Here is a 12,752-nt window from a genome sequence, read left to right on the forward strand (position 1 = left end):
CCCGGCGCTGCTCGCCGCCGCCTGCGGCTACTGGCGCCGCCGCGGCCTGCCCGCGGAGCCCGGCCACCTCGCCGCCGCGCCCGGCGCCGGACCCCTGCTGCTCGCCGTCGCCGCGGCGCTCGGCGGTGACGTCCTGCTGCCCCGCCCCTGCGCCGCCTGGTGGGAGCCCCAGGTACGGCTCCTCGGCCGCTCCGCGTACCACGTGCCGACGCCCGCCGAGTGCGGCGGCGCGCCCGACGCGTACGCCCTCCTGGAGACCGTCCGCCGCGTCCGCGCCGAGGGCGGCACCCCGCGCCTGCTCGTGCTGTCCGTCGCCGACGACCCGACCGCCACCGTGCCGCCGCCCGAAGTGGTCCACGAGGCCGTGGAGGCCGCCGCGGGCGAGGGCCTGCACGTCCTGAGCGACGAGACCTGGCGCGACACCCTGCACCGCCCGCACGACACCGTCCTGGTCGGCCCCGCCGAGATGGACCCCGAGCGGGTCACCGTCGTCACCGACCTGACCGGCGGCTTCCTGCCGTCCGCCCTGCCCGCCGCCGTCGCCCGCTTCCCCCCGACCGGCCCCGGCCGGGACCTGCGCGCCCGCGCCCTGGACGTGCTCACCGCCCTCGGCGCCACCGTGGCCGCGCCGGCCGCCGCCGCGGCGGCGTACGCGCTCGGCGAGCCGGACGGCGTCACCGCCCGCCTGGCCGCCGCGGTCCGGCTGCACGCGCGCCTGGCCGCCGCGCTCCGGTCCACCGTGACCGGCGCGGGCGCGCTCGCCCGGCCCCCGGTCGCGGGCCGCCACCTGTACGTCGACCTCGGCCCGCTGCGGCCCGCGCTCGCCGCGCGCGGCGTCACGGACGCGCAGGAGCTGGAGGACCACCTCCAGGAATGGCTCGGCCTGCCCGCCCCCGGCGGCCACCGCTTCGGCGACGACATCGGCGCCCTGCGCGTACGGCTGTCCACCGGGCCCCTCCTCGGCACCGCGGCCGAGGAGCGCGGCCGCGCCCTCACCGCCCCCGACCCCCTGGAACTGCCGCAGGTGAAACGGACGTTGACCACACTCGGACGGGCCTTCGACGGCCTCCGCGCGGAAACTCAGCGATGGGAGCCTCCCCGGTGACGCAGACACACCACCAGCCCCGGAACCCGGCCACCGACACCGGCACGGCCACCGGCAGCGACACCGAGACCGAGACCGAGGTCGAGGCCGAGGCCGACACCGAAACCGAGACGGACACGGACACGGACTCGAAGCGGCCCCCGCGGAACGGCACCGGGCCGACGGAGCCCGCGCGCGACGGCGCCGGTGACGCGGAGTGCGGAGCACCCGCCGGGCCGGAGCACACCGGGCCCGGCGGCGCGGGCCGGGGCACGACGCGGCGGGCCGGACTGGGTTCCGAGGCCGGACAGAGGCCCGAGGCCGGACAGGGGTCCGAGGCCGGACAGGGGTCCGAGGCCGGACAGGTGTCTGAGGCAGGCGGTCCGGGCGCCGCGGTCCGGCCCCCGGCCGCTCCGCCGCCACGGGCGTGCGGGACGCCGCGGCTGTGGCCCCGGTCGTTCGCGGACCGGCTCACCGCGCCGCTGCCGGGGCTGCGCGCGTTCGCCCGGTTCGCCCGGGAGGGCGCGCTGCGGCCGGGCCCCGCCGGACTCGCCGACATCCCCCTGCTGCCCTTCGCGCCGGGCCCGCTGCCCCGCGTCGACGCCCGTACGGTCGCCGTGACCTGGGCGGGGCACGCGAGCTGGGTCGTGCGGATCGGCGGTCTCACCGTCCTCACCGACCCCGTCTGGTCCCGGACCATCCTCGGCACCCCCGCCCGGGTCACCCCCGTCGGCGTGGCCTGGAGCGCGCTGCCGCGCGTCGACGCCGTCGTCATCAGCCACAACCACTACGACCACCTGGACGCGCCCACCCTCAGACGGCTGCCGCGCGACACACCGGTGTTCGTACCCGCCGGTCTCGGCCGCTGGTTCACCCGGCGGCGCTTCACCCGCGTGACCGAGCTCGACTGGTGGGAGGCCGCCGAGCTGGGCGGCGTGCGCTTCGACTTCGTGCCAGCCCACCACTGGTCCAAGCGCGGGCTCCGGGACACCTGCCGCAGCCTGTGGGGCGGCTGGGTGCTCACCGACGGCGAGGGGCAGCGCGTGTACTTCGCGGGCGACACCGGGTACGGCCACTGGTTCTCGCGGATCGGGGAGCGCCACCCCGGCATCGACCTCGCGCTGCTGCCCATCGGCGCGTACGAGCCCCGGTGGTGGCTGCGGGACGTGCACTGCGACCCCGAGGAGGCGGTCCGGGCCGCCCTCGACGTGGGCGCCCGGCGGATGGCGCCCATGCACTGGGGCACGTTCCTGCTGTCGGCGGAGCCGGTCCTGGAGCCGCTGCGCCGGGTGCGGGCCGCCTGGGCGGCGGCCGGTCTCGACGCGGCGGACCTGTGGGACCTGCCGGTGGGCGGGTCGCGGGTCCTGGAGCGCTGAGCCCCGGCCGGGGCCCTGCCCCGGCTCACGCGTGGCGCAGGTGGCGCCAGAGGGCCGGGGCCGCGCTGATGACGAGGGTGAGGCCGACGGCCAGGGCCACACCCTGCCAGGGCTCCTTGAACAGGGCCCCGCCGAGGACGCCGATGAGCTGGTAGGTCACGGCCCAGGCCACGCAGGCCGGGAGGTTGCCGCGGGCGAACCCGCGCAGCGGCATCCGGGCCATCAGGCAGGCCAGCATGACGGGCAGGCGGCCCGCGGGCACGAGGCGCGACAGGACGAGGACCAGGACCCCGTGGTCCCGGAGCTTCTCCTGCGCCCGGGCGAGCCGCTCCTCGGGCGCGCGGTCACGGATCGCCTCCAGCCAGCGCGAACCGTTCCGGGAGCGCATGCCGCGCTGCCCGAGCCAGTACAGCCCGACGTCACCGGTGAACGCCGCCAGGGACGCCACCCCGAACACGACGAGCAGCGCGAACGGCGCCGTGTCCATCCGGTGCAGGGCCACCACGGCCGCCGAGCTGACCAGGGCGCCCGTCGGCACCACCGGCACCAGCGCGCCGAGGACCACCAGCAGGAAGAGCGACGGGTAGCCGACCGCCTGCTGCGTGGACTCCGGTGTCACCTGGGTCGCGGCGGCGAGCATCATCGCGCGGCCCCGGGCCGGACGCTCTCGCCGTGCGCGAGCCGGTGCACCGCCACGTCCGGCGCCCGGTGCGCGGCCTGCCGTACGAACTCGTCGCCCGGCGCGTGGAACTCGTGCGGCCGCACCGCGTCCATGCCGATCGGCCAGTACGTGCCGTAGTGCACCGGCACCGCGCTGCGCGGCGCGATCCGCGCCAGGGCCTCGGCGGCGCGGGCCGGGTCGAGGTGGCCGTGGCCCAGGAAGGGGCCCCAGCCCCCGACCGGAAGCAGCGCCACGTCCACGTCCCCGACCTCCTCGGCCATCGCGTCGAAGAGGCCGGTGTCCCCGGCGAAGTACGTCCGGGCCGCGCCCTCGACGACGTAGCCGAGCGCGGGGGAGCGGCGCGGGCCCACCGGAAGGCGGCGGCCGTCGTGCAGGGCCGGTACGACGCGTACGACCACGTCGCCCACCGGGACCTCGTCGCCCGGCGCGACCTCCGTGAACCGCAGGTGCGCCAGGCGCCGCAGGCCCGGCACCGAGCGGGCCGCGCCGCGCGGCACCAGTGCCCGGGTGCCGGGCGCGAGCCGCGCCAGGGACGGCACGTGCAGATGGTCGGCGTGCAGGTGGGAGACGAGCACCGCGTCGGCCGCCGCGGCCCGCGGCGGCGGTACGGCCCCCCGGCGGCGGCGCAGGTGCGCGAGGCGGCGCGCGAACAGCGGGTCCGTCAGGACGCGCGTCCCGGAGTCCTCCACCGTGCAGGTGGCGTGGCCCCACCATGTGACCGTGACGTCCGGCCGCACTCGTTCCTCCTTCGTGTGACTGTCTCCGAGCCTACGGCCAGGAGTAGTGTCGTCGGCTGACGCCAGAGGTGAGGGGGACGCCATGGGAAACACCTGCCGGGGGAACGCCCGCGCGGTGCGGGTCGCGGCCATCGCCAGCCTGACGCCTCTGGAGGAGCTGGACCTGGACCCGTTCCTCGTCGACTCCCGCAGCCAGCACGCCATGTGCGCGCGGTGGGCCGCCGCGCACGGCTACGTCGTCACCCGGGAGCTCGTGGTGCACGGCCTGCGCGCCGACCACGCCGTCTTCTGGAACGACGTCGACGCGGGCCTCGTCGACCTGTTCGTGGTCCCGTGCCGCCGGGTGCTCGAGCGGGCGCTGCGGTCCGCCGACGAGTTCACCGCGGAGTGCGCGCGGCGTGGCGTGCGGATCGAGACCGCGGGGTTCGAGGAGCCCTGCTACGACTCCCGCATGAAGGCGCGGGTGCATCGGCGGTTGTCCATGCCTACTGCGGGGTACGACGGCTGCTGACCCTCGCCCCGGGGCGCCCAACGGTCCCCCCCCCCCCGAGCCCCCTCCCCAGGCCGCTGCGCGGCGGCTTTTCTCCCACCCGCCCGCCCTCACTCGCTTGGGCCAGCCCTCCGGGCCGCTGCGCGGCAGCTCTTCCCCCGCCCACCCGCCCTTACTTGCCCGGGCCAGCCGCCGGGGGCCGCTGCGCGGCGGGTTTTCTTCCGCCCGCCCGCCCGCACTTGCTTGGGCCTGCCGTCCGGGGCCGCTGCGCGGCAGCTTTTCCCCTACCCGGCCGCCCTCGTTTCCCGGGCCAGCCGTCCGGAGCCGTTGCGCGGCGGGTTTTCTCCCGCCCGCCCTCATGCGCTTGGGCCAGTTGCCGGGGGCCGCTGTGCGGCGGGTTTTCTTCCGCCTACTCGCCCGCACTTGCTTGGGCCTGCCGTCCGGGGCCGTCGCGCGGCAGCTTTTCCCCTACCCGGCCGCCCTCGTTTCCCGGGCCAGTCGTCCGAGCCCGCTGCGTGGCGGGTTTTCTCCCACCCGCCTGCCCTCATTTGCCTGGGCCAGCGGTCTGGGGCCGCTGGCGGCAGCTTTTCTCACGCCCACTGCCCTGACTTGCCTGGGCCGGTCGCCCGGGACGTTGCGCGGCAGTACTTTCCCCGTCCAGCCGTTGCCTTCGCAGGGTGGGCGGGTGCGGCGGCTCCGGGGTGGGTGGGTGGGGAGGTTCGTTGCGGTGTGGTGGGCGCGGGCTCTGCTGGGGACCGGGGAGTCACGGGTGGATGGGTGGGAAAGCCGGCCCCGGACCGCTGCGGCCCGGCTGGGCTGGGGGCCGGCCGGGTGGGGGTGGGGGCTGTGACAGGCTGAAGGGGGTCGTCGGACGTGAGGCAGGCGGGACGCGGTGCGCGGTGGTGGGTGGCGGACAGTGGGGCGCGGCCTGGCGCGCGTGATCGCCGTGTGGGCGGTGAGCACGCTCACGATGCTCGTCCTCGCCGGCGCCCTGCCGGACTTCGAGCTCCAGTCCGCCGACGGCGACAGCGCCACCCGCATCGCCGTCACCGCGGCCCTCGGCGCCGGCGCCTTCGGCCTGCTGTCGGCGCTGGTGTGGCCGCTCCTCGTGCGGGCCCTGCTCCTCGTACCGGCGCTGGTGCTCGGCCTGCTGACGTTCTTCCTGAACGGCTCGCTGCTGCTGCTCGCGCTGCGGCTCATCCCCGACGGCCGCGGCGAGGCGGACGCCGAGACCGCCGTGGTCGTCGCCGCGGTGATGTCGCTGGCGGCGTCGGCGACCGGCGGCGCGCTCGCCGTCCGCGACGACGACGCGTACCGGCGCCGCCTGTACCGCCTGGCCGACCGGCGCCGCCGCCGCGACGCGGGGACCCGCCTCCCGAGCACCCCGGGCACGGTGTTCCTCCAGCTCGACGGCGTCGGCTACGACACTCTGCGCGACGCCGTCCGCAAGGGCCTGATGCCCACCGTGGGCCGCTGGCTCGGCGTCCCGGAGCGCCCCGGCGCGCCGGTCCCGCGCCCCACGCACCGGCTCACCCCCTGGCGTACCGACTGGTCCAGCCAGACCGGCGCCAGCCAGCTCGGCATCCTGCACGGCAGCACCTACGACGTGCCCGCCTTCCGCTGGTACGAGAAGGACACCGGCGAGGTCATGGTGTCCAACCGGCCCGCGTCCGCCGCGGAGCTCCAGCGCCGGGCCGTCGCCCGCACCGGCCACGGCGGCCTGCTCACCGACGACGGCGCCAGCCGCGGCAACCTCTTCAGCGGCGGTGCGGACCAGCTCGCCCTCGTCCTGTCGATGGCCGCGCGGCGCGGCAAGGAGCACCGCTCACGGGCCGGCTACTTCGCGTACTTCTCCGACCCCGCCAACGCCGTCCGCACCGCCCTGTCCTTCGTCGCCGAGGTCGGCCGCGAGATCGGCGAGTCGACCCGCGCCCGGCTCCGCGGCCGCCGCCCGCGCGTCAGCCGCGGCGGCCTGTACCCCTTCATCCGCGCCTTCGCCACCGTCGTGGAGCGCGACGTCGTGGTCGCCGCCGTCATCGGCGACATGCTCGCGGGGCGCGCCGCCGTGTACGCGGACCTCGTGGCGTACGACGAGGTCGCCCACCACTCCGGGCCCGCGAGCGGCGACGCCGAGAAGGTGCTGCGGCGGCTCGACCGGTCCGTCGCGCTGATCGCGCAGGCCGTGGAGCACGCGCCCCGGCCCTACCGGCTCGTCCTGCTCTCCGACCACGGCCAGAGCCCCGGCGAGACCTTCCGCGCCCGCTACGGCCTCACCCTCGGCGACCTGGTGCGCGCCGGGTGCGGCCTGCCCGTGCCGCGCCGCGCGCGCCGCACCCTGTCCCCGGCCCCCGCCGCCCGGGCGGCAGGGGAGGCCCCGCCCGGCGCCGAGGCCCGCGGCGCGGTGCGGGCCGCGCTGCACCGGCCCGTCGAGGAGGGGCCCGGCGAGCCCCCGCCGCGCCGCCGCGCCGAGCCGATCGTGCTGGCCTCGGGGAACCTCGGCCTGATCTCCTTCCCCGACGTCCCGCACCGCATGACGCGCGAGGAGATCGACCGCCGGCACCCCGCGCTCCTGCCGGCGCTCGCCAACCACCCCGGCATCGGCTTCGTCCTCGTCCGCAGCGCGGAGCGCGGCCCCCTCGTCCTCGGCGCGCACGGCGCGGAGGTCGCCCTCGACGAGCTCGGCGACGACCCGGCCCCGGCCGCCCTCGGCCCGCTCGCCGACTTCGGTCCCGGCGCCGCCGACGCCGTGCGGCGCACCGACTCCTTCCCGCACGCCGCCGACATCATGGTCAACTCCTGGTACGACCCGCTGGACGGCGACGTCCTCGCCTTCGAGGAGCAGATCGGCTCGCACGGCGGCCTCGGCGGCGCCCAGTCCCGGCCCTTCCTGCTCTGGCCGCGCGCCCTGACCCCGCCCGTCGCCGACGGCGCGGAACTCGTCGGCGCGGAGGCGGTGCACCAGGTCCTGCGGCGCTGGCTGCGCGAGGACCAGGGGCTCGACGTGCCCCGCGTCACACCCGCGGATGATCGCCTTCCGGATGCTCCGGCCCCGACAGCTTTTCCGGCCTCCGGCCAGGTCGTACAGGACAAAACGCAGTGATTTGGCGGAGCGATTTCCGGTGCCCCACCATGGGCGGCGCCCGGTGACCCCGGGCCCTGGCACGACGAGAGGCGCACCACCCCATGCACGACACCGGAACCGCACCCCCGCCGGCTCCGGCCCCCCAGCAGGACCCGGCACCCGCCCCGGACGCCGGTGACCGGCCCGCCCCGGACGCCCGCGCGACGCACACCCGCCGCTTCGGGCTCCCCGTCGCCACCTGCCTCGTCATGGGCAACATCATCGGCGGCGGCATCTTCCTGCTCCCGGCCTCCGTCGCGCCCTTCGGCACCATCAGCCTGGTCGCCTTCGCGGTCCTGACCGCCGGGGCGATCGCGCTCGCCCTCGTCTTCGGCCGCCTCGCCGAACGCGACCCGCGCACCGGCGGCCCGTACGTCTACGCCCGCGAGGCGTTCGGCGACTTCGCGGGCTTCCTCGCCGCCTGGTCGTACTGGATCACCACCTGGGTGTCGAACGCGGCGCTCGCCGTCGCCGCCGTCGGCTACCTGGACGTGCTCCTCCCCGTGGCCGACCACCGGTGGAGCGCCTGCCTGGCCGCGCTCACGCTGCAGTTCCTGCCCGCGCTCGCCAACCTCGCCGGGACGCGGTACGTGGGCGCCGTGCAGCTCGTCGCCACCGTGCTGAAGTTCCTGCCGCTGCTCCTCGTCGCCGTCGGCGGGCTGTTCTTCTTCGACCCGGCGAACCTCGGCCCGTTCCAGGCGGGCGGCGAGGGCCCGGTCGGCGCGGTGTCCGCGTCCGCCGCGATCCTGCTCTTCTCCTACCTGGGCGTGGAGTCCGCGGCCGTCAGCGCGGGCGAGGTGCGCGACCCGCGGCGCAACGTCGGCCGCGCCACCATCCTCGGCACGCTGGGCGCCGCCCTGGTCTACCTGCTCGGCACCCTCGCCGTCTTCGGCACCGTCGCGCACGACAAGCTCGTCGCCTCCACCGCGCCGTTCTCCGACGCCGTGAACGTGATGTTCGGCGGCTCCTGGGGCGGCACCGCCGTCGCGCTCGCCGCCCTGGTGTCCATGGTCGGCGCGCTCAACGGCTGGACCCTGCTCAGCGCCCAGGCGCCGTACGCCGCCGCCAAGGACGGCCTGTTCCCGCGCGCCTTCGCCACGAAGCGGCGCGGCGTGCCGACCGTCGGCGTCCTCGTGACCGTCGTCCTCGCCGGGCTGCTGACCGTGTACAACTACACGGCGGGCTCCTCCGGGGTCTTCGAAGTCCTCGTCCTCGTCACCACCTTCACGGCCACCGTGCCCTACCTGCTCGCCACCGCCGCGCAGATCTACTTCCTCGCCTCGGGCCGCCGCGACCGCGTCGACCGGCGCCGCCTCGCACGCGACGCGGTCCTGGCCGCCGCCGCGTTCGGGTTCTCGCTGTGGCTGGTCGCCGGGGCCGGGTACGCGGCCGTCTACCAGGGCGTGCTCTTCCTCTTCGCGGGCGTCCTGCTGTACGCGTGGATGGCGGCCCGCAAGCAGCGGGCCGCCGACCACTCCGGCTGATAAGCCGCCCGCCCGAGGCCCACCTCACCGTACGAGGCTCACCGCGCGAGCGGCGCCGTCACCCAGCGGCCGGGTCACGAACCGGTCCTGGCCGCCGCGCGCCGGCGCGGCCCCCTCGAACAGGGCGAGGGGGCCGCGCGGCCGACCGGAAGCGGAGGGTGTCTCCTTGCCGTCTACCGGCCGCGGTAGGCGTCGATGATCCGCACCGTCGAGGTGTTCCCCTGCCGGTCGGTGACCGTGGCGCGCAGGGACACGCCCTTGCCGCGGGCCGGGTTCTCCACCTCCACCTCGCCGCCCCTGACCGTCAGCTCGCTCCAGGTGCGCCCCCCGTCGTGACTGGCGTACACGCGCAGGGACTTCAGGTTGGCGCCCGCCGCGTGGCCCTGGACGGTCACCGGCACGGCCTGTCTCACGCCCGCCGGGGCCCGGCTGTCCAGACCCAGCTTCGGCGCGAAACGCACGGTGGACACCGGCAGCGCCGTCTCCGCCGCCGTGTGCCGGGAGCGGAACGTCCAGCTCGCGTCCACCCGGGTGGACACCGCGGCCAGCTCCGGGGAGCGGGTCAGGGACGCCGTCAGGCGGTACTCCGCGTCCGCCGCCGGGACGGTGAAGCCCTCGCCACCCGTCACCGCGTCGTCCCGCTCGGCGACCTTCACGCCGTCGCGGTACAGGACCGACTTCTGCCGCGTGGTGCGCGTCCAGCCGGGGTGGCCCGCGCCGTCCGCCACCATCGGCAGCCGCCCGCGCAGCTCGTCGCCCGTGCGGAAGACGCCCATCCGCTCGCCGAGCAGCGGGCCGAAGACACCGGTGTTGAACGTCCTCGTGTAGCTCTTCCCGGCCCGGAACCTCTCCGGGGCCATCTCGTGGCTGCCTTCGAGGACGCGCTCGCCGCCCGCGTCCTCGTCGCCGTACTGCTCGACGTCGGCGCCCCACCGCGCGCCGTCGAGCGCGGACACGTACGCCGTCGTCGTACGCGGCAGCCGCTGCTTCGGCAGGATCGGCGAGATGCCGCCCGTCTCACGCAGGTACCCGGCGACGGACAGCTCGGCCCACCGGCCGGGGGTGGACGCGCCCTGGCGGATGCGCACCCGGGCGAAGTCGTCCGCCGCCAGGTGCCGGGTGTAGCCGGTCGCGAACCGGGTGACCTCGCCGCCGAGCATGACGTCGTAGCGGACGTCCGCGCCCTTGCGCCAGGTCCCCAGCCACTGCTGGCCGAAGCCCTCGGGGACGGCGGGGCCGAGGTGCGCGGTGCGCAGGCCGGGGAAGGAGGTGATGGGCAGGGCCCCCAGCTCGTTGCCCGCGTAGGTGTAGCGGGCGTCCAGGAACACCAGCTCGGCGGAGCGGTCCGGCACGCGGATGTCGACCGGCTTCGCCTTGCGGGCGTCGAGCGTCACGGTCGTCTTCCGGTCGACGGTGAGCTTGGGCCGCACCAGCCAGTCGGTGCCCTTGTCGGCGTTGTCGGGGTCGACGTAGACCGCCGTGTCCAGGAGGTAGGTGCCCTTGGCCACGCGCACCGTGACCGTGCCCGACGGGTCGTGTGGGAAGAGGTTGAGGCCCTTGTCGCCGCCCGTGAGGGCCTGGAGCAGCGTCGCGTGGTGCGGCGCGGGCCGCCCGTCGCGGCCGACGGTCCTCAGCGTCACCTCGTGCCGCTCGATCTCCTGCTCCACGACGGCCGCCGTGCGGACGCTCTGCCCGCCGCCGCTCGCCGTGACGTACGCCGCGTACGAGCCGTTGACCGAGCCGCCCGGCCGGGTGTCCGCGACGAGGCCGACGGACGCCGTGCCGCCCGCCCGGACGGTCAGTTTCCGCTTGTCGAGGGTGAAGAACCCGGCGGGCGCCGGACGGCCCTTCGGGTCGGTCGCCGCCACCTTCAGGTCCAGCGTGACGCCCCGGTCACCGAGGTTCCGGTACGTCAGCTTCCGCTTCCGCGGCTCGTCGTCGGTGTGCGGCCACAACTGGCGGCCGAAGTCCAGCGACGCCGGCCGGGCGACCACCGTCTGCCCGAGGGCCCGGTCGACGGCGAGGCGGCCCGCACCCTGCTCGAAGGGGTGGTACGCGCTGCCCTTGGCGGACGCCGTCAGGGCGCCCTTCAGCTCGGCGTACGACCACGTCGGGTGCTGCTGCTTGAGCAGCGCGGCGGCGCCCGCGGCGTGCGGGGCGGCCATCGACGTCCCCGAGATGGTCAGGTAGCCCTCGGGCTTCTGCCCGGCCTCCTTCTCGATGGCGCTGCCCGGCGCGGCGGCCGCGGTGATGTCCACGCCCGGCGCCGTCACGTCCGGCTTGAGGCCGCCGCCGCCCGCGCGCGGGCCCCGGCTGGAGAACGGCGCGAGCTTGTCCGCGTCGTCGACCGCGCCCACGGTCAGGGCGGCCTTCGCGCTGCCCGGGGACTCGACGGTGCCGGACCCGTACTCGCCGCTGTTGCCCGCCGAGACGGCGAACAGGACGCCCTTGTCGGCCGACAGCCGGTCGATCGCGGCCTCCAGCGGGTCGTCGCCGGGCATGTCGCCGCCGCCCAGGCTCAGGTTGACGACGTCGGCCCCCTGGGCGGCCGCCCACTCCATGCCCGCGATGATCCCCGAGTCGCCGCCGGAGCCGTCGTCGTCGAGCACCTTGCCGTTCAGGACGCGGGCGCCGGGCGCGACGCCCTTGAACGCGCCGCCGGACTTCGCGCCGGTGCCCGCCGCGATGGACGCGACGTGCGTGCCGTGGCCGACACGGTCCTTGGCGTCCGGGGACCCGGTGAAGTTCTTCTCGGCGACGACCTGGCCCTTCAGGTCGGGGTGCGTGGCGTCGACGCCCGAGTCCAGGACGGCGATCCTCACGCCCTTGCCGTCGTACCCGGCCGCCCAGGCCTTCGGCGCGCCGATCTGCCGGACGCTCCTGTCGAGGTGTGCCTTCCGGACGCCGTCCAGCCACAGGTGGCGCACGCCCGGCGCGTAGCCGCGCGCGTCCGTCAGGGCCCGCCACAGCCGCGCCGCGTCCCGGGGCGGGGTGCGGACGGCCTCGGCGTTCAGCGAGGGCAGGGCGCGGCGGACCGCCGTGCCCCCGGCCGCGCGGACACCGGCCCGGGCGTCACGCGCCGCGCCGGCGTAGCCGACGATCAGCCGCAGGCCGCCGTCCCGGCCCGTGCGCGCGGCCTGCCGGCTCAGCTCGGTGACGTCGAACAGGCGCCGGTCGACCCGGCCTTCGGCGACGAGGCGCCGGGCGTCGTAGGGCAGGACGAGGGTGTGCCCGTTCCTGGTCTCGGTGCGGACCGGGACGCGCTCGCGGCCCTTCGCCGGGTCGAAACCGGTCACCCTGCCGCGGGCGTCGACGGCGACGCGGTCACCGGTGACGAGGGTCAGGCGGTGCCCGGTCCCGGCCTTCGCGGCGGGCCGAAACCCGGTCTTCGCGGTGGGCCCGGACCCGGTCTTCGCGGCGGACGTGGACCCGGTCTTCGCGGTGGGCGCGGAGAAGGCAGGCCCCGCCGTCCCCGCCCGGCCCCCGTCCGCTCCGGCCCGGTCCCCGTCCGCCGACGCCGGGCCGGTCACGCCCGCCGTCAGCGCCACGGCCGCCGGCGTCACGGCGACGGCGGCCGGGCGCGCTCTTCTTCGGTGCTGGCGCACATGTCCCCCTGTCGGGTTTCGCTGCCCCGCTGCCGGGGGCAACTTTCCCCGCTAGACGGAGAGTTGGGGGCCGCGGTTGCCCGGGGTGCGCCGGCGCGCGCCCCGGGCCTCCCGCCCTGGTGACGCTTCTTACGGCTCGGTGACACCCCTGTGCGCCGCGTTTTCCCGCGGAG

General features: G+C 76.6%; 8 protein-coding genes. 5 read left to right on the forward strand and 3 right to left on the reverse strand.

The window, feature by feature from the left end:
- Both QK440_RS34510 and QK440_RS34515 read left to right on the forward strand, forming a co-directional pair.
- Positions 1-1,105: aminotransferase class I/II-fold pyridoxal phosphate-dependent enzyme (locus tag QK440_RS34510; RefSeq protein ID WP_282797198.1), on the forward strand; the 1,105-nt coding region annotated here is incomplete at its 5' end.
- Between the two features lie 344 nt (positions 1,106-1,449).
- Entirely contained in the window at positions 1,450-2,460 is a 1,011-nt protein-coding gene (locus tag QK440_RS34515) for an MBL fold metallo-hydrolase (protein ID WP_282797215.1), read from the forward strand.
- 25 nt (positions 2,461-2,485) lie between these two features.
- On the opposite strand, the gene QK440_RS34520 is transcribed toward QK440_RS34515, so the two are convergent.
- Together QK440_RS34520 and QK440_RS34525 are read right to left on the reverse strand one after the other, a co-directional pair.
- The gene (locus tag QK440_RS34520) at positions 2,486-3,100 is read right to left on the reverse strand and encodes a VTT domain-containing protein (RefSeq protein WP_282797216.1); all 615 of its coding nucleotides are present in this window, start codon (positions 3,098-3,100) and stop codon (positions 2,486-2,488) included.
- The gene (locus QK440_RS34525; RefSeq protein ID WP_282797199.1) at positions 3,100-3,879 is read right to left on the reverse strand and encodes an MBL fold metallo-hydrolase; all 780 of its coding nucleotides are present in this window, start codon (positions 3,877-3,879) and stop codon (positions 3,100-3,102) included. The genes QK440_RS34520 and QK440_RS34525 overlap by 1 nt, the downstream gene beginning before the upstream one ends.
- An 82-nt stretch (positions 3,880-3,961) precedes the next feature.
- Here QK440_RS34525 and QK440_RS34530 point away from each other — a divergent pair, with 82 nt between their 5' ends.
- The 3 genes from QK440_RS34530 to QK440_RS34540 all read left to right on the forward strand — a co-directional run bounded on the left by QK440_RS34530 (position 3,962) and on the right by QK440_RS34540 (position 8,974).
- Complete coding sequence (locus tag QK440_RS34530) at positions 3,962-4,390, forward strand: hypothetical protein (protein WP_282797200.1); 429 nt, start codon at positions 3,962-3,964, stop codon at positions 4,388-4,390.
- Positions 4,391-5,285: 895 nt separating this feature from the next.
- A complete protein-coding gene (locus QK440_RS34535; RefSeq protein ID WP_282797201.1) occupies positions 5,286-7,469 on the forward strand; it encodes a phage holin family protein in 2,184 nt (727 codons plus the stop codon).
- Between the two features lie 83 nt (positions 7,470-7,552).
- Complete coding sequence (locus QK440_RS34540) at positions 7,553-8,974, forward strand: amino acid permease (protein WP_282797202.1); 1,422 nt, start codon at positions 7,553-7,555, stop codon at positions 8,972-8,974.
- 173 nt (positions 8,975-9,147) lie between these two features.
- On the opposite strand, the gene QK440_RS34545 is transcribed toward QK440_RS34540, so the two are convergent.
- Entirely contained in the window at positions 9,148-12,579 is a 3,432-nt protein-coding gene (locus QK440_RS34545; protein ID WP_282797203.1) for a S8 family serine peptidase, read from the reverse strand.
- Positions 12,580-12,752: the final 173 nt, after the last annotated feature.

This window comes from Streptomyces sp. CC224B, assembly GCF_030010595.1.
Lineage (GTDB): Bacteria > Actinomycetota > Actinomycetes > Streptomycetales > Streptomycetaceae > Streptomyces > Streptomyces longispororuber.